Source organism: Nocardioides sp. (genome assembly GCF_964229035.1).
Lineage (GTDB): Bacteria > Actinomycetota > Actinomycetes > Propionibacteriales > Nocardioidaceae > Nocardioides.
The window spans coordinates 70,992-87,547 of the sequence record NZ_CAXRAZ010000015.1 but is presented as its reverse complement, the minus strand read 5'-3'; the positions used below and the strand labels follow the sequence as shown (position 1 = coordinate 87,547).

At 71.4% G+C, this 16,556-nt stretch carries 15 protein-coding genes; 9 read left to right on the top strand and 6 right to left on the bottom strand.

Features of this window, described 5'->3' with window-relative positions:
* Positions 1-106 precede the first annotated feature (106 nt).
* Both ACERUN_RS05640 and ACERUN_RS05635 read left to right on the top strand, forming a co-directional pair.
* Positions 107-694 (top strand): hypothetical protein, encoded by a 588-nt coding sequence (locus ACERUN_RS05640; RefSeq protein ID WP_372740693.1) that lies wholly within the window; start codon positions 107-109, stop codon positions 692-694.
* Between the two features lie 28 nt (positions 695-722).
* A complete protein-coding gene (locus tag ACERUN_RS05635; protein ID WP_370288834.1) occupies positions 723-1,112 on the top strand; it encodes a hypothetical protein in 390 nt (129 codons plus the stop codon).
* Between the two features lie 84 nt (positions 1,113-1,196).
* On the opposite strand, the gene ACERUN_RS05630 is transcribed toward ACERUN_RS05635, so the two are convergent.
* Positions 1,197-1,976: an SDR family NAD(P)-dependent oxidoreductase gene (locus ACERUN_RS05630; protein ID WP_370288833.1), complete on the bottom strand. Its 780-nt coding sequence runs from the start codon at positions 1,974-1,976 to the stop codon at positions 1,197-1,199.
* A 25-nt stretch (positions 1,977-2,001) separates the two neighbouring features.
* Positions 2,002-2,919, bottom strand: a complete 918-nt coding sequence (locus tag ACERUN_RS05625; protein WP_370288832.1) for an alpha/beta hydrolase — start codon at positions 2,917-2,919, stop codon at positions 2,002-2,004.
* Positions 2,920-3,040: 121 nt separating this feature from the next.
* Between ACERUN_RS05625 and ACERUN_RS05620 the strand changes: the two genes are divergently transcribed.
* The 3 genes from ACERUN_RS05620 to ACERUN_RS05610 all read left to right on the top strand — a co-directional run bounded on the left by ACERUN_RS05620 (position 3,041) and on the right by ACERUN_RS05610 (position 5,346).
* Positions 3,041-3,586, top strand: coding sequence for a TetR/AcrR family transcriptional regulator (locus ACERUN_RS05620; RefSeq protein WP_370288831.1), 546 nt, complete (start codon positions 3,041-3,043; stop codon positions 3,584-3,586).
* Between the two features lie 82 nt (positions 3,587-3,668).
* Entirely contained in the window at positions 3,669-4,100 is a 432-nt protein-coding gene (locus ACERUN_RS05615; protein ID WP_370288830.1) for an SRPBCC family protein, read from the top strand.
* Between the two features lie 310 nt (positions 4,101-4,410).
* Positions 4,411-5,346 (top strand): amidohydrolase family protein, encoded by a 936-nt coding sequence (locus ACERUN_RS05610; RefSeq protein WP_370288829.1) that lies wholly within the window; start codon positions 4,411-4,413, stop codon positions 5,344-5,346.
* A 5-nt stretch (positions 5,347-5,351) separates the two neighbouring features.
* On the opposite strand, the gene ACERUN_RS05605 is transcribed toward ACERUN_RS05610, so the two are convergent.
* Positions 5,352-7,730: a methyl-accepting chemotaxis protein gene (locus ACERUN_RS05605; protein ID WP_370288828.1), complete on the bottom strand. Its 2,379-nt coding sequence runs from the start codon at positions 7,728-7,730 to the stop codon at positions 5,352-5,354.
* Positions 7,731-7,922: 192 nt separating this feature from the next.
* On the opposite strand from ACERUN_RS05605, the gene ACERUN_RS05600 reads away from it, so the two are divergent.
* From ACERUN_RS05600 to ACERUN_RS05585, 4 genes are all read left to right on the top strand, one after another.
* Positions 7,923-8,267, top strand: a complete 345-nt coding sequence (locus ACERUN_RS05600; RefSeq protein ID WP_370288827.1) for a TraR/DksA family transcriptional regulator — start codon at positions 7,923-7,925, stop codon at positions 8,265-8,267.
* A gap of 67 nt (positions 8,268-8,334) precedes the next feature.
* On the top strand, positions 8,335-9,735 hold the full coding sequence (locus ACERUN_RS05595; RefSeq protein ID WP_370288826.1) for a DUF222 domain-containing protein: 1,401 nt from the start codon (positions 8,335-8,337) through the stop codon (positions 9,733-9,735).
* A 124-nt stretch (positions 9,736-9,859) separates the two neighbouring features.
* Positions 9,860-11,599 (top strand): ABC transporter ATP-binding protein, encoded by a 1,740-nt coding sequence (locus ACERUN_RS05590; protein WP_370288825.1) that lies wholly within the window; start codon positions 9,860-9,862, stop codon positions 11,597-11,599.
* Complete coding sequence (locus ACERUN_RS05585; protein WP_370288824.1) at positions 11,596-13,533, top strand: ABC transporter ATP-binding protein; 1,938 nt, start codon at positions 11,596-11,598, stop codon at positions 13,531-13,533. Before ACERUN_RS05590 ends, ACERUN_RS05585 begins: the two co-directional genes overlap by 4 nt.
* A gap of 45 nt (positions 13,534-13,578) precedes the next feature.
* On the opposite strand, the gene ACERUN_RS05580 is transcribed toward ACERUN_RS05585, so the two are convergent.
* The 3 genes from ACERUN_RS05580 to ACERUN_RS05570 are packed head-to-tail and all read right to left on the bottom strand — an operon-like array spanning position 13,579 to position 16,267.
* A complete protein-coding gene (locus tag ACERUN_RS05580; RefSeq protein ID WP_370288823.1) occupies positions 13,579-14,253 on the bottom strand; it encodes a methionine ABC transporter permease in 675 nt (224 codons plus the stop codon).
* A complete protein-coding gene (locus tag ACERUN_RS05575; RefSeq protein WP_370288822.1) occupies positions 14,250-15,275 on the bottom strand; it encodes a methionine ABC transporter ATP-binding protein in 1,026 nt (341 codons plus the stop codon). Before ACERUN_RS05575 ends, ACERUN_RS05580 begins: the two co-directional genes overlap by 4 nt.
* 2 nt (positions 15,276-15,277) lie before the next feature.
* A complete protein-coding gene (locus tag ACERUN_RS05570) occupies positions 15,278-16,267 on the bottom strand; it encodes a MetQ/NlpA family ABC transporter substrate-binding protein (RefSeq protein ID WP_370288821.1) in 990 nt (329 codons plus the stop codon).
* Between the last annotated feature and the right edge of the window lie 289 nt (positions 16,268-16,556).

Here is a 16,556-nt window from a genome sequence, read left to right as displayed (position 1 = left end):
CGTCCACAAGCCGTTCAGGCGAGCGGGTTTGGCGCGCCAGGGCACGCGCTAGATCGGCCATTGCCGCGTGGTTGTCGGCCGCCTCCGGATGGCTTAGCGTCGCGGCATGACATCTCGGGTCGTTGTTCTCGCCGCTGGTCTCGGCCTCGCCGCCGGCCTCGCCACCACCGCCCCAGCGACCGCCGCCTCCCGGCCGGGTGCATCGCTGGATCCGGCGCCACCTCCGGCATCCCAAACGGCCGAGGCGCCGTCGCCGTACATCCTCGCGGATTCTCGAGCCGATGCGGATGCCACCTTCGATGCTCTCGAGCGGGGTGGAAGCGCCCTCCGCACCGCCTCGGTGAAGTACGGCCCGTGCGTGCTCTATCCGAGCGTCGTCTACCTCCGAAAGTCCTCGAGCTACCGCGATGTGGGCACCAAGCCGTACACGAAGTGCGACGTCGCGGTCACGTCGATCCGCCACAGCACGGATCTCCGCTACAAGTCCTTCATTTGGTGGAAGAAGGCCGGCGACACCACGACCGGCGGCAACTCGGCCGCGTCGTCGTACACCCAGCGCAACGTCGGCTACCGCTGCGTCAGCGACGAGAGCACCGGCTGGTCGGGCACTACTGCCGGGACGATCGTCTACGCCGGCAAGACCTACTATGCGCGGGTGTATCAGCCCGTGAAGACGCTGGACTGCGGTGGCTGAGCAACGCGGAGGTCTCCGCGCATCGCAGGTGCATCTCGTCTACGGGCGCTCCGATGCCGACTCGCCCGAGCCCCTGATCGCGGTCGTCGAAGCCGAGGATGAGGCGGGGGCCATCGAGTCGTCGCTAGCCTCCTCAGCTTCTGCGGTCCAGGTCAGGTGGGAGACGCACGAGGTGGTCGGACGAGTTGCCGACCTCCTGCACATCGTCTTGCTCGATGCCGGCAGCCGCGAGGACGGCGGGGAGAGCGCCGATCCGATCGGGCTCGGGGTCTTCGCCGACAAGGGAGCAGCTGAGGCAGATGCGAAGAGGCGGCGCGAGACTGGCGAGGGCCCCGATGTCGTCGTCCGATCGTTGCCGCTGGGTTGGCGCAGGCCGGGCTGGCCCAGCGCGGAAGAAGGGACGGGGGATAGGTGCTAGCTCTGTTCGGCACCTGAAGGGCCGGCGCATCTCCTGATGCACGAGCCGCCCGCGAGGAGCGGCGCGGCGTCGTCCACACCCCGCTCAGGCGAGCGGGTTGAACTCTCGCCCGAGCACGTACTGCGCGCGTAGCGGCACGGGGCGGGTTAGGCTGGCGACGACCTTGTTGACCGTGCCGGGGATGCAGATCGGCTTGCCCTTGTTCACCGCCGCCCACCCCTCGCGGACGACGTCCTCGGGCTGTTGCCACAGGATCCCCGGGATCTTGGAGGCGGCCTCGCCTGCGCCCATCGCCTCGTGGAACTCGCTGCGGGTGAAGCCCGGGCAGAGCGCGGTGACGTGGATGCCGTGGGGCTTGAGCTCCATGTCGAGCGACTGCGACACGTAGAGCACGTAGCTCTTGATGCCGCTGTAGAGCAGGCTCGCGCCCGGTGGCGACACGGCTGCGAGTGAGGAGAGGTTGATGATGCGCCCCCGCCCGCGCATCTTCATCCCCGGCACCACCCGGTGCATCAGCTCCGTGACCGCCGTGACCATCAGCTGCAACTCGCCGGCCAGCGCTGGCCAGTCGGACTCAACGAAGGTGGTCGAGGCGGCCATCCCCGCGTTGTTCACGAGCACCTCGATCTGCAGACCCTGCTCGTCGGCGAACGCGATCACCTCGCCTGGCGCCTCCGGCCGGCTGAGGTCCACGGCGAGGACGTCGACCCGCACCCCGTGGGCGCCGCGCAACTCCTCGGCCAGGCTCTCGAGCCGTTCGGCGCGGCGCGCCACCAGCAGGAGGTCGTGCCCCTCGGCCGCCAGCAGGCGGGCGAAGGCGGCGCCGATGCCGGCGGAGGCGCCGGTGATCAGGGCGGTAGGCATGTCGTCGTCCTCGGTGGCTCGGTGCTCAGGCCTCGGCCCGAGCGGGCGGGACGTGCGCGGTGAGGAAGGCGACCTGGTCGCCGACCACGGTGTCGAAGTAGGGGTCGAGGTAGGGCTCGAAGTGCTGGCAATCGTAGGTGCGCACCTCGCCGCGCGGCAGCCGGTTGGCGGCCTTCAGCGCGACCCCGTGCGGCGTCACCGTGTCGCCCGTCGCGATCTGGACGAGGGTGGGCGCGGTGATCTTCGGCGTGAGACGCCCGGGGGAGTAGAAGGGAACGCGCAGCGCGATGCGGGCGGCCACGTCGTTCTCGGGCAGCAGCTGCTCGTAGAGGTCGCCGGCCAGGCGGATGGCCATCGGGGCTGCGTCGGGCGAGGTCATCATCGCCAGGTCGCCGGGGTAGCCGGCGGCCGCCACCCGGTAGGGCTCACGGTGCGTGGCGGCCCGGAACTGGTCGCGCAGGCCGGCCGCGATGAGGCGCGCCACGAGCCCCTTGGGCTGCGAGAACACCGACGCCGGGCCGCTGATGTGGGGCACCTGCGCGATGACGGCGGCGATCTCGTGGTCCTCCGCCGCCAGGTGCAGCGCGTGGCCGCCGCCGAACGAGGTGCCCCACAGCACCACCTTGTTCGTGTCGACGCCCTGGATGGTGCGGGCGTAGGCCACGCCGGCGCGCCAGTCCTTGTGTTGTGCGCGGATGTTCAGCACGCGACGCGGCTCGCCCGCGCTGTCGCCCCACCCGCGGTAGTCGAACACCAGCACCGCGTAGCCCGCCTCGGCGAACCGCTCGGCGTAGGCATCGAGGCGCAGCACGCGGATCGCGGCAAAGCCGTGGGCCATCACGATGATTGGCGGGCTGCTCACGCCGTCGGGCCGGTAGAGCCAGGCGGCGCACGCCGTTCCGTGCGAGTCGAACGTGACGTCCTCGCGGGTGAAGCCGCTCATCGCTGGGTCCCTTCGGGTTTGTTGAATGCCGATCAAGAGGGGCGGAGTGAACCATAGCAATCTCTTGAATGGCGATCAAGGAGCCTCTCGAACAGCGTTCAAGAGTCGCTAGGCTGAGCCCGTGCCCGCCAACAAGCCGCGACAGGACCGCGAGGAGAAGCGCGCAGAACTGCTCGCCGCCGCGCGGCGCCTGTTCGTCGAGAACGGCTACGAGGACACCTCGATGGCCGCGCTCGCCAAGGAGGCCGGCGTCGCCGGCAACACCATCTACTGGTACTTCGCCGACAAGGACGACGTGCTGCTCGCCGTCCTCGACGCGGTGCTCGGCGACGCCCTCGACGACTACGAGCAGGTCGCCACCGCGCCGCTCGAGGAGCAGCTGCTCTGGGTGCTGCAGCGGCTGCAGCAGATGCACCGTCTGGTCACCACCGTGCACAGCCGCGCCGCCCACTCGCCGGCGATCGACCAGTGGCACACCGGGTTTCACGCCGTCACCGAAGGCATGTTCCGGGCCGTGCTCGAGCAGACCGGCGTCGACCACGACGGCATCGAGGCCGAGATCAAGATCGGCGTCTTCGCCATCGAGGGCCTGCTCAGCCACCAGCTCGATGAGTCCGAGCAGCAGGCGATCTGTCGCCGGCTGGCGGCGCAGTGGGCGCCGTCGTGAACCAGTAGTCGTTCCGCTCCGGGTCGTGGGCTCGCCACCGGGGTACCGGGCGCCGCACCGTCCACCCGCGAGAGAGGACCTCATGCCCGCCATCGAGCGCACCATCACCGTCGACCAGCCCCTCGACGTCGTCTGGGACTTCCTCACCGACTTCACCACCACCGAGCAGTGGGACCCGCCGACCGTCACCACGCAGCGCGTCTCCGGCGACGGCGGCGTCGGCACGGTCTACCGCAACGTCTCCTCGATGCTCGGTAAGGAGGTCGAGGTCGAGTACACCGTCGCCGAGATCCAGCCGCGCTCGCTGTTCCGGCTCGCCGGCACCACCACGGCGATGGACCTGCTCGACACGATGCGCTTCGAACAGACACCCGCCGGCGTCCAGATCACCTACATCGCCGAGTTCCACCCGCGCGGCGCGGCCAAGTTAGCCACCCCGCTCATGCCGCTGGGCTTGAAGAAGATCGGGGACGACGCCGCCCAGAGCATGCAGGAGACGCTCGCGCGGTTGTGAGCCACCCGACAGCGACGCCCCGCATCCCCGGCCCGTGCCCGGGGGTACGGGGCGTCATGACGACGCAGCGACGAGCCGGATCTGGCCGCGGAGGCACCTTCGGCACGCCCAACCGCACCCTCAACGAGCAGCCGCCGTCGGCCGACCAGGATGCCAACGTGGCCGTCTCCGGCGGTGGGATGGTCGATAAGAGCGGTGCCGCTGGAGCCAAGCGCACCGCCCGTGAGACCGGCCCGGGCGCGGACTCGCATCCGAGACGCGACGGCGCGATCCACCGTCTCCGCCAGAGCGTGGAGCGCCTGCGGCACCGATGATCGACACCCACCTGCACCTCGTCGACTTCCTCCAGCATCCGATGACCTCGGACGAGCTGCAGGCCATCGTGCGTGCCAACGGCGACGGAGCCGTGGTGTTCGGCCTGCCGGTGAAGAAGAAGTGGTCGATGACCGAGCCGCAACGCCCCACCTACTACCTCGACGACAACGCGCCCTGCAGCACGTATCCGCTCACCGACGTCCTCGTGAGCGACCTCGTCACCGAAGCCCGACGTACGTTGCCCGAGGGCGACGCCGACCTGCTAGCGCCCACGATCTGCGGCTTCGACCCCACCGACCAACTCGCGGCTGAACACGTCGAGCTCATGATCGAGCGCGACGACGGCTGGCGCGGTGTCGGCGAGATCCTGCTGCGCCACGACGACCTCACCGAGATCACCTACGGCGAGAACGCCCGCGCCGGACACCCCGCCCTCGACGACGTCCTCGACATCTGCGCGCAGCGCGGGTGGCCGTTCACCTTTCACCAGGACGCCAGCTCGGCCGGGCGGTCCGGGCAGCGCGAGTACGTCGGAGAGGTCGAGGCCATGCTCGATCGTCACCCCGGCGTCCCGATGGTCTGGGCTCACGCCGGATCATCGCGCCGCATCGCGCCCGACGGCCACGCGCGACTCCTCGGTGAGCTCTTCGACGCCCATCCGGCGCTGCACGCGGACCTGTCGTGGGTGATCCTCGACCGGCTGGTGGGAAGGCCGGCGGCCGCGGCCCCTCCGCCCGCGCTGCCTGACGGGTGGCGGCGCCTGCTGCAGCGGCATCCCGACCGCGTCGTGCTCGGCAGCGACGCCTTCGGCTCGGCCGACGGGTTGGCCGCCAGCATCGAGCAGCGCGAGCGGCTGCTCGACCAGCTGCCCCTCCGCGATCGTGAGCTCGTCGGCTGTCGGAACGCTCGACGTCTCTGGTGGGGCGACTGAGCGGCCTACGCGCCCACCGCCCGCAGGTGCCGCGAGCCGCCGTCGTCCTGGCGGGCGGGAGGGGCGGGGCTGCGGCCGAAGACGGCGCCGCCCGCCGCGTCGTCCGTGCGGTACTGCGCGAGCAGCGACTGCAGCTCCTCCGACGTGCTGGCCAGCGCCTGCGCGGCCTCGAGCGAGATCTGCGCGTCGTGGCGCGTGGAGTCGGCGGCCTGAGCGACCTCCGTGATGTCGCGGGCGATCTCGGTGGCACCGCTCGCCGCCTCGGTGACGTTGCGCGCCATCTCGCCGGTGGTGGCGCTCTGCTCCTCGACGGCGTCGGCGATGGTGTGCTGGATGCTGTTGATCTCGGCGATGATCTCGGTGATCTGCTGGATCGCGCCGACCGCGTCGCGGGTGCCCGACTGGATGGCGTCGATGAGGCCGGCGATCTCGGTGGTGGAGGTCGCGGTCTCCTGGGCGAGGGTCTTCACCTCGCTGGCCACCACGGCGAACCCGCGCCCCGCCTCACCCGCTCGTGAGGCCTCGATCGTGGCGTTGAGGGCGAGGAGGTTCGTCTGGCTCGCGATCGAGCTGATCACCTTGACGACCGCGCCGATCTCGGCGCTCGAGGACCCCAGCCCGCTCACGACGCTGCTCGCGCTCTCGGCCACGGTGACCGCACGCTGTGCCACCTCGGCGGCCGCCGCCACGCGGCGGGCGATGTCCTGGATGCTGGTCGAGAGCTCGCTGGCACCCGAGGCGACCGCGCCGATCGTGGCCGACACCTGGTTCGACGCGGACGACGCGCTGCCGGCCCGCACCGAGGTCTGCTCGGCGCTCGCGCCCATGCCCTGGCTGCGCGAGGTCAGCTCGTCGGCCGCGGTGCCGAGGACGACGGCCGTGCGCCCGATCTCGGCGATGTTGGCCCGCATGGTGGCGAGCAGGCTGCCCACGCCCGCGGCGAGTTGGCCGACGGCGTCCTCGCCGCTGACGGTGACCGGGCGGGTGAGGTCGCCCTGCACCGCGGCGGAGACGACGTCCAGGAGCTGCTCGACCTTGCCGGCGAGCTCGGCGGTCTCTCGCTCGCGCTCCTCGGCGAAGCGGCGCTCGGCCTCGATGCGCTCGGCGGCGGCACGCTGCTCGCGCTCGGCCTCGAGGCGCGCGGCCTCGGCGGCCGCACGGGCCGCCTCCGCCTGGCGCTCGGCCTCGGCGGCCTGGGCCCGACGCTCGGCCTCGGCGCGCTCGATCGCCGCGAGCCGGTCGCGTTCGGCGGCCTCGAGTGCGAGCGCCTGCGCCTCGGCGGCCTCGTCCTCGCGCTGCGCCTGGGCGACGGCCACAGCGTCCTCGGCCTCGCGCAGGGTGCGGGCGGCAGTGGCCACCGCACGCCCGATGTCGCCGAACTCGTCGCGCCCGGTCGGCACGTCGAGTCCGTCGGCCTCGCCGCGGGCCAGTGCCTCGACCGCGACGATCGTGCGGACGGCGTCGCGGCGCATCAGCTTGATCACCGCGAAAGTCACGCCCGTGGCCAGCAGGAGGCAGGTGATGCTGATGAGCAGCACCAGCTGCTGCTCGCCCACGAAGCCGTCGACGCGGGTCTGCAGCAGGTCGTCCAGGCCCTTCGCGGCGGCGGGGATCGCCTCGGTGGCGGCCCCAGCGACGGCGGAGGGGTCGGCCGCAGCGGGGCTGTCGAGAGTGCTGGTCAGCTCTGACTGAAGCTCGTTGACGGCCTTCGCGGTGTCGGCCATGGGGGCGAGCTGACGCGCCAGGCCGTCGTCCGCGGTGTTGGTGAGCGAGGTCTTGATGTCGGAGGTCAGGGCACCGCCGGCGCGTGCCATCGCACCCGCCAGCAGCGCCTGGTCGGCCACCGCCTTGCTGAGCGGGGCGGTGACGGGCGGGATCGTGGCCTGCGTGGCGATCGTCAGCGCCGAGGGCAGCTGCACGATGAGGATGTCCATCACGTAGAAGGAGTCGAGGTCGGGGTCGAGGATCAGCTGCGAGGTGTTGCCGGCCTCGGTGATCAGCGCCGCCAGCGCCGTGGCCAGCTGCGTGCGCTCAGCCGGGGTGTCGGACGACTCCAGCTCGTTCACCGCCGCGAGCTGCTTGCCCAGCTTCAGCTCCGGGTTCGCCTTCACCGCCGTGCGCAGCGGGCCGAGGTCGACGTCCTCGCCCGCGGCGTTCTGCGCCATCGCCAGCAGCGCCGGTCGGACGACGACCACGCCCGCCCGCTCGTTGTGACCGAACGCGATCTGACCGTTGGTCGTGGAGAGGAACGCGTGGCCGAGGATGCCGGTCGGCACCAGCAGCACGACGGCCAGCACGACGAGCCGCAGTGTGAGACGAAGGCGCTGCATGACGGCCACCGCGGGGAACACCACGATCTCGCCCGCTCGGCGCAGTGCGGGCATGACGGCTACGGGAGCTCTCACTGTGACGTCCTTCGAGTCTGGGGCGGGATTGTGGGGAACTTGCACCAAACTGCATCGGCAGACTTTGAAGAACCCTTGAGGATCTCTCGGGTAAAGGTCGTCCCGCATCTCGGGCCCGTGGGTCCTGCACCGTCCCGGTGCCCGGGATCGTGGCTGGGGCATGCTCGTCGCATGGACGACGTCCGGGCGCGCCTCATGGCCGAGCAGGCCGAGGTGCAGCGGCGCCTCGCCGACGCCGCCGCGCAGTTCGACGAGGTCGTCGCCGCCTCTCGCGACACCAACGCGGACGACGAGCACGACCCCGAGGGCGCCACGATCGCCTTCGAGCGCTCCCAGCTGGCCACGCACGTCGCGCACCTGCGCGCGCGGCTGGCGGAGGTCGCCGCTGCCCTCGAGCGCGTGGACGACGAGGGGTACGGCGTCTGCGTCGCGTGCGGTCGCGCGATCGATCCGGAGCGGCTGGAGATCCGGCCGGCGACGCGGATGTGCGTGGCGTGTGCTGCGCGCTCGCGGTGACGCGCAGTTCTCCACAGGGGCCATCACTTCGGTAGGCGTTCGAACATCTGTTCGATATTCTTCAGGTATGAGTTCTCGGGCGGTAGTCGATCAGGCGGTGGCGCTGGCCGAGGCTGCCCGCGCGCTGGTCGACTCGCCCTGGGAGCAGGTGGACGATGCTGACGCGCTCGAGGTCACCGCCGTGATCGCCACGGCCCGTGCCCTGCTCGACGCCTCCCTTCTCCGCGCGGCCGAGCGGGTCGAGGTCACCGGCGCGGCCACCGATGCCGGGTGGGCCGGCACCAAGGAGTTCGTCACCCACGTCACCGGCGGGCACAAGGGTTCCGGCGGCGGGCTGATGCGCGCCGCGGAGAGGCTGTCGGGCCTGCCGCGGGTGCGCGAGGCCCTCGAGTCCGGTGCGATCACGCTGCCGCAGGCGCGGGCGATCGCCGACAAGGCGCACGGCCTGACGAAGGTGTCGGGCCTTCGCGAGCCGGTCGCCGACGGCCTCCTCGAGCTCGCCCTCACGCAGGGCCTCGATGCCAGCGGCCTGCAGCGCGCCTTCCCCGAGGTGCTGCGCGAGGTCGACCCCGAGGGCTACCTCTGCGAGACCGAGCGCGGGCGACCTCGCGCCGAGCGCGGTGCTCACCAGGCGCGGCACCTCTCGGTGCGCGAAGACTCCCGCGGCGGCATGATCCTGCGCGGCAGCGGCACGATCGAGGACGCCCAGGAGATCCTCGCCGTGCTCCTCTCCCTGGCCGCTCCCCGGCCGGCCGGCTCCTGTGGTGGCTCCGATCCGGCGGGCAGCGACGGCTGCGCCGACCCCGAGTGCGGCCACGACGGTCGCGATCCTCGCGACGGTCCCGTCCGCATGTGGGACGCGCTGCTGCAGATGGCGCGCGTGGCCGCGGGGAGTCCGATGAGCCACGACGACCACGGCGTGCGGCCGATCGTCATGGTCACCACGGATGCCGACAAGCTCGCCGCCTCCGTCGCGGACGCCGCCCTCGTCACCCCGCTCGAGGCGGGTCGCGAGCGCGAGTCGGCCCACGTCGACGACGCCGAGTACGTCGACGGCACGCCGCTCTCGGTGCACGCGCTGCGCCGCCTCGCGTGCGACGCGGAGATCCTGCCGGCGGTGCTCGGCAGCCAGGGCCAGGTGCTCGACATCGGCCGACGCCAGCGGCTGGTCACCACCGCGATCTGGCTGGCACTCGTGCTCCGAGATCGACACTGCGTCTTCCCGGGCTGCTCGCGACCACCGTGCATGAGCGACGCGCACCACGTCGTCCACTGGGCCGACGGGGGAGCCACCTCTCTCGACAACCTCGTGCTGCTGTGTCGACATCACCATCGGTTCGTGCACGCCTCGCCCTGGGAGGTGTCCATCGATCCGCGCACTCGACTGCCCGTCTGGGTGGCGCCCGGTGGGCGCCGCGACACCGACCCCGGTCTGCGGCCGATGCTGCCACCGCCGTACGCCGCATGATCGTCACGATGATCGGGGCCGCCGGCTGTTCTGGTGAGGCCTCGCGCAACCGACTGGTGTCGCTTCCACGGCCGAACTACCGTGGTCGCATGCCGTGCCTGTCGTCGCACCTCGGGGGCGCCCGGTGCTGATCACCCTGCTGCGCCGCTACCTCAAGCCCTACAAGGGTTGGCTCACCGCCATCGTCCTGCTGCAGTTCACCGCCACGGTCGCGATGCTGTACCTGCCCAGCCTCAACGCCGACATCATCGACAAGGGCGTCGTGCCCGGCGACACGAGCTACGTCGTGGCCACCGGCGCGATCATGCTCGCCGTCGCCCTGCTGCAGGCCGCGTGCTCGATGAGCGCCGCGTGGTTCGGTGGTCAGACGGCGATGTCGTTCGGGCGCGACCTGCGCGGGGCGGTGTTCCGTCGCATCGGCGACTTCTCCGCGCGCGAGGTCTCCACCTTCGGGGCGCCCTCGCTCATCACGCGCGCCACCAACGACGTGCAGCAGGTGCAGATGCTCGCGGTGATGACCTGCCTCATGGCGGTCACGATCCCGATCATGATGGTCGGCGGCGTCGTCATGGCGATGCGCGAGGACTTCGGTCTCTCCTGGCTGGTCGTCGCCGTCGTGCCCGTCCTCTTCGTCTGCATCGGCCTCGTCGTCTCCCGCATGGTGCCGGCCTTCCGCTCCGTGCAGGAGCGCCTCGACGGCGTCAACCGGGTGCTGCGCGAGCAGATCACCGGCATCCGCGTCGTCCGCGCCTTCGTGCGCGAGCCGCAGGAGGCGGCCCGCTTCGAGGATGCGAACCGCGACCTCACCGAGGTCTCGCTGCGCGCCGGACGCTGGATGGCGGCGCTGTTTCCGCTCGTCATGGGCGTCTCGAACATCGCCAGCGTCGGCGTGATCTGGTTCGGCGGCCACCGCGTCGACGACGGCTCCATGCAGGTCGGGGCCCTCACGGCCTTCCTCGCCTACCTGATGCAGATCCTCATGTCGGTGATGATGGGCACCTTCATGCTCATGATGGTGCCGCGCGCCGCCGTCAGCGCCGAGCGCATCGGCGAGGTGCTGGCCACCGAGCCGAGCGTCGTCCCGCCGAGCTCGCCGGTCACCGAGGTCGCCGTCCACGGTCACCTCGACCTCGTCGGCGTCGGTCTCACCTACCCCGGTGCCGAGGCGCCCGTGCTCGGCGGCGTCACCTTCTCGGCCCGCCCCGGGCAGACCGTCGCCGTCATCGGCTCCACCGGCGCCGGCAAGACCACGCTGGTCAACCTCATCCCGCGGTTGCTCGACGCCACCGAGGGCAGCGTGCGCGTCGACGGCGTCGACGTGCGCGAGCTCGCGCCCGAGCTGCTGTGGTCGCGCATCGGCCTGGTGCCGCAGCGCGCCTACCTCTTCACCGGCACCGTCGCCTCCAACCTGCGCTACGGGCGCCCCGAGGCCACCGACGACGAGCTGTGGGCCGCCCTCGCGATCGCCCAGGCCGCCGACTTCGTGCGCGCGATGCCGCAGGGCCTCGACACCCCCGTCGCCCAGGGTGGCACCACCGTGTCGGGCGGGCAGCGGCAACGTCTCGCCATCGCCCGCGCCCTGGTGCGGCGTCCCGAGATCTACCTCTTCGACGACGCCTTCTCCGCCCTCGACGTCGCCACCGACGCGCGCCTGCGCGCCGCGCTGCACCCAGTCACCCGCGAGGCCACCGTGCTCATCGTGGCCCAGCGCATCGCCACCATCCGCGACGCCGACCTCATCCTCGTCCTGGACGACGGCCGCGTGGTCGGGCAGGGCACCCACGAAGAGCTGCTGCTCTCCAACGACACCTACCGCGAGATCGCCGCCTCCCAGGGCCTCACCGGTGAGGAGGTGCTGGCATGAGCACCGACCAGAAACCCGGGGGCGGCGCGGTCGAGAAGCCGGGTGGCGCCGCCACGATGCGCTCCACCGAGCGGATCGTGCAGCAGGGCGGCCCCGGTCGCGGCCCGATGGGCGGCATGGTCGGCCAGAAGGCCGACGACTTCGGTCACTCCGCGCGTCGCCTGCTCGGCCTGCTGCGCCCCGCGCGCGCCAAGGCCGTGGCCGTGGTGGTGCTCGGCATCGGGAGCGTGTCGTCCGTCGTGGTCGGCCCCTACCTGCTCGGCAAGGCCACCGACCAGGTCTTCGACGGCTTCCTGCGCCGCGCGCAGGGAGCGAGCCAGGGGGTCGACTTCGACAAGGTCGGCCAGATCCTGCTCCTCACCCTCGCCATCTACGTGGCCGGGCAGGTGCTGGGCTGGGTGCAGGGCTACCTCGTCAACGACGTCGTGCAGGCCACCGTGCGGCGCATGCGCACCGACGTCGAGGAGAAGATCCACCGCCTCCCCCTGGCCTACTTCGACCGCCAGCCGCGCGGCGAGCTGCTCAGCCGCGTCACCAACGACATCGACAACGTGGCGCAGAACCTGCAGCAGACGATGAGCCAGCTGATGACGTCGCTGCTCACCGTGATCGGCGTGCTCGGCATGATGTTCTGGGTCTCGCCGCTGCTCGCCCTCATCGCGCTGCTCTCCGTGCCGATCGCCATGGTCACCACGGGGCGCATCATGAAGCGCTCGCAGAAGCAGTTCATCAACCAGTGGCGCCAGACCGGCCGGCTCAACGCGCAGGTGGAGGAGTCGATCTCGGGCCACGCGCTCGTCACCGTGTTCGGTCGCCGCCAGGCGGTCGAGGCCGAGTTCGACGCCGCGAACGAAGAGCTCTACCAGAGTTCCTACCGCGCCCAGTTCATCAGCGGACTGGTGATGCCGGTGATGATGCTCGTGGGCAACCTCAACTACGTGATCATCGCCGTCGTCGGCGGCCTGCGGGTCACCTCCGGCGCGCTCACGATCGGCGAGGTGCAGGCCTTCATCCAGTACAGCCGTACCTTCACCCAACCGATCACCCAGATCGCCTCGATGGCCAACCTCCTGCAGTCCGGCGTCGCGTCGGCCGAGCGGGTCTTCGAGCTGCTCGACGCTCCCGAGGAGGTCGACGCGTGGACGCCGGGCCCGGCCGACGCCGCGGTGGCGGCGGGCGCGCGTCGTCCTCAGACCCGGGGTGAGGTGGTCTTCGACGACGTGTCCTTCTCCTACGCGCCCGACGAGCCGCTCATCGAGCACCTCTCGCTCGTGGCGCGCCCGGGCCAGATGGTCGCCATCGTCGGCCCCACGGGTGCCGGCAAGACGACCCTGGTCAACCTCGTCATGCGCTTCTACGAGCTCGACGGCGGGCGCATCACCCTCGACGGCACCGACATCGCCGCGATGAGCCGCGCCGACCTGCGCTCGCGCATCGGCATGGTGCTGCAGGACACCTGGCTGTTCGAGGGCACCATCCGCGACAACATCGCCTACGGCCGACCCGACGCCAGCGAGGACGAGATCCGCGCCGCCGCCCGCGCCACCTACGTCGACCGCTTCGTGCACTCCCTGCCCGAGGGCTACGACACCCGCGTGGACGACGAGGGCTCGAACCTCTCCGCCGGCGAGCGCCAGCTGATCACGATCGCCCGTGCCTTCCTCGCCCAGCCCTCGCTGCTGATCCTCGACGAGGCCACCAGCTCGGTCGATACCCGCACCGAGCTGCTGCTCCAGCAGGCGATGGCGGCGCTGCGCACCGACCGCACCTCCTTCGTGATCGCGCACCGGCTCTCCACGATCCGCGACGCCGACCTCATCCTCGTGATGGAGTCGGGTCGCATCGTGGAGCAGGGCACGCACGCCGAGCTGCTCGCCGCGGACGGCGTGTTCGCCCGCCTGCACGCCGCGCAGTTCGCCGCCACCCACGGGTGAGAGCCGCTCCGCCCCGCCCGCGAGGATGCGGACGGGGCGGTGGGCTCAGCGGCGCAGCACGCGGCGGGCGAGCAGGTTGCCGGTGAGCTGGATGAGCATCACGAAGGCCACCAGCACGACGATCGCCGCCCACATCACCACGGTGTCGAACTGGCGGAACCCGAAGCGCTGGGCGAAGGAGCCGAGCCCGCCGCCGGCCACGACGCCCGCGATGGCGGTCATGTCGACGATCGCCACGAAGGCGAACGTGAAGCCGAGGATGAGCGGTCCGAGCGCTTCGGGCACCAGCACCGTGGCGGTGATCCGGGCGCGTGAGGCGCCCATCGCGCGCGCGGCCTCGATGACGCCGGGGTTCACGGTCACGAGGTTCTGCTCGACGATGCGGCTGATCCCGAAGGTGGCCGCGACGACGATCGCGAAGGTCGCCGCCCCGATGCCGATGCCGGTGCCGATCACCTGGCGCGCGAGCGGTTGCAGCGCGGCCACGAAGATCACGAACGGGATCGGGCGGAAGAAGTTCACCGCCACGTTGAGCACGATCTGCACCGGCCGGTTGGCGTAGAGGCCGCCGGCGCGCGTGAGGTAGAGCCCGAGGCCCAGCAGCAGCCCGAGCAGCCCGCCGAGCACGAGCGCGATGCTCGCCATGAACAGCGTCTCGGCCGCGGCCTGCCAGAACTCGGGCTGCAGCTCGCCGAGCCGGGTGTCGTCGAAGAGGGTCATCGGCCGACCTCCGTCAGCGTGCCGTCGAGCTCGGCGAGGACGGCGTCCACGGCCTCGTCCCCGCCGGTGACCGCGAGGGTGAGCGCGCCGAAGGTGTGGCCGCGCACCTCCTCGATGCCGCCGTGCACGAGCTCGAAGCCGAGCTCGTGGCGGTGCAGGGCGGCGAAGACCGCCTGCTGGCCGCCGGCCGCCTCGACGTCGAGGCGCAGCAGGCGCCCGGGGTGACGCTCACGGATCGCGGCCAACGCCTCGGGGGCCGGCTCGAGGTCGACGACCGTGCCGACGAAGCGACGCGTCACCGGGTGCTCGGGGCGGGTGAAGACGTCGCGTGCGCTGCCGACCTCGACCACGCGTCCATGCTCCATCACGGCCACGCGATCGGCGATGCGTCGCACCGCCCCCATCTCGTGGGTGATGAGCACGATGGTGGTGCCCAGCTCGCGGTTGACGCGGGCGAGCAGGTCGAGGATCTCGCGGGTGGTGTCGGGGTCGAGGGCGCTGGTGGCCTCGTCGGCCAGCAGCAGCGGAGGGTCGGTGGCGAGCGCGCGGGCGATGCCGACGCGCTGCTTCTGCCCACCCGACAGGTCGCTCACGTGGGCGTGCGCCTTGTCGGCGAGGCCCACGAAGTGCAGGAGGTCGCTGATGCGGCGCTGCTGCTCGGCCCTGGGCACGCCGGCCACCACGAGCGGGAAGGCGAGGTTGCCCCACACGGTGCGCGACTCCAGCAGGTTGAACTGCTGGAACACCATGCCGATCCCGCGGCGTACGGTGCGCAGCTCGCGCTCGCCGAGGCGGGCGACGTCCACGCCGTCGACGACGACCTGGCCCTCGCTCACCGGCTCGAGGGCGTTGATGAGGCGCACCAGCGTGGACTTGCCGGCGCCGGAGTAGCCGATGACGGCGAAGATCTCGCCGCGCTCGATGGTGAGGTCGACGCGGTCGACCGCGCGGGTGGGCGCGGCCGAGCGGTGCTGCGCGGGGTAGTCCTTGACCACCCCGCGCAGCTCGATGAGAGCACTCACGCTCAGCGCTGGGCGCGGATCTGCGACTCGACCTCGCGCAGGGTGCGCTCGAGGTCGGCCTGCGACACGGTGACGAACTCGGCGGTGCCGCCCGAGGCCTCCTGCACGCCGTCCTTCACCGACTGGCTGTCCTGGTAGACCTTCACGAGCTTCGTGATGGCCGGGTTGTCCTTGTCCTCGGCGCGCACCGCGAAGATGTTCACGTAGGGCAGCGTCGAGGGGTCCTTGGGGTCGTCCTTCGCGATGGCGTCGGCGAACTTCAGGCCGGCGTCCTCGACGAAGTCGTTGTTGATGATCGCGGCGGCCACGTCGGGCAGCGAGGTCGGCGTGAGGTCGGCCTGCAGGGCCTTCACCTTCACCCGCGAGGCCGAGGCGTCGACGTCGGCGATGGTCGAGAACGCCGAGCCGCCGTCCTTCAGCTTCACCAGACCGGCCTGCTGCAGCACGAGCAGGCCGCGGGCCTGGTTGGCGTCGTCATCGGGGACGACCACGGTGGAGCCGTCGGGGATGGCCGCGACGTCGTCGTACTTCTTGGAGTAGAGCGCGAGCGGGTAGACGGCCGTGGAGCCGATCGGCACGAGGTCGTCGTCGTTGGCCACGTTGTACTGGGCGAGGTAGACGATGTGCTGGAACTGGTTGGCGTCGAGCTCGCCCTCCGAGAGCGCCGGGTTGGGCAGCGGGTACTCCGCGAAGTCCTTGATCTCCAGGTCGAGGCCGGCGGCGTCGGCCGCCTCGGTCAGCGTCGTCCAGTACGGGTCGCTGGCACCCACCGCGCCGAGCACGACGCGGACCCGCTCGCCGGAGGCGGCGGCACCGTCGGTGGCGCGCGGGGCGTCGTCACCGCCGCGGGTGAGAGCGAAGGCGAGGCCGGCGATGAGCGCGACGGCGAGCACGCCGACGACCGCGAGCAGCGGACGACGCGAGTGCGGCGCCTCGATCAGCGGGGCCCCGGAGTCGGAGCTCGGGATGGGAGCGGGCGTGGGGTCTGACATCGTCGTCTCCTCGTGGGGCGCGCCGGGTGGATGCGCCGCGGTCGTGGTGGCTGAGCGGTGACGACGGAGGTGGTGTCGTCGCCCACGACCCTAAGAGAAGTATCTGAATCAGGTTAATCGAGAATGCTGTGACCTTCGCCGCATGGCACGGTCGCGCTCTCCTGAGGTCCAGCGGCGGCCCGGGTCCCGGTATTCCCCGGGCGGATTCCCGGGCAGCGCGGCGGGGCGCGAGCACACAAATGGGAAACGCCCCGCAGGCGTGATCCGAGCGGATCAGAGCCGGTGGACG

Bases quoted from the DNA above. Each gene is read 5' to 3' on its own strand.
- ACERUN_RS05625 (WP_370288832.1), bottom strand. From the start codon at position 2,919: ATGAGCGGCTTCACCCGCGAGGACGTCACGTTCGACTCGCACGGAACG.
- ACERUN_RS05630 (WP_370288833.1), bottom strand. From the start codon at position 1,976: ATGCCTACCGCCCTGATCACCGGCGCCTCCGCCGGCATCGGCGCCGCC.
- ACERUN_RS05595 (WP_370288826.1), top strand. From the start codon at position 8,335: ATGAGTTCTCGGGCGGTAGTCGATCAGGCGGTGGCGCTGGCCGAGGCT.
- ACERUN_RS05570 (WP_370288821.1), bottom strand. From the start codon at position 16,267: ATGTCAGACCCCACGCCCGCTCCCATCCCGAGCTCCGACTCCGGGGCC.
- ACERUN_RS05585 (WP_370288824.1), top strand. From the start codon at position 11,596: ATGAGCACCGACCAGAAACCCGGGGGCGGCGCGGTCGAGAAGCCGGGT.
- ACERUN_RS05605 (WP_370288828.1), bottom strand. From the start codon at position 7,730: ATGCCCGCACTGCGCCGAGCGGGCGAGATCGTGGTGTTCCCCGCGGTG.
- ACERUN_RS05640 (WP_372740693.1), top strand. From the start codon at position 107: ATGACATCTCGGGTCGTTGTTCTCGCCGCTGGTCTCGGCCTCGCCGCC.
- ACERUN_RS05580 (WP_370288823.1), bottom strand. From the start codon at position 14,253: ATGACCCTCTTCGACGACACCCGGCTCGGCGAGCTGCAGCCCGAGTTC.
- ACERUN_RS05615 (WP_370288830.1), top strand. From the start codon at position 3,669: ATGCCCGCCATCGAGCGCACCATCACCGTCGACCAGCCCCTCGACGTC.
- ACERUN_RS05610 (WP_370288829.1), top strand. From the start codon at position 4,411: ATGATCGACACCCACCTGCACCTCGTCGACTTCCTCCAGCATCCGATG.
- ACERUN_RS05600 (WP_370288827.1), top strand. From the start codon at position 7,923: ATGGACGACGTCCGGGCGCGCCTCATGGCCGAGCAGGCCGAGGTGCAG.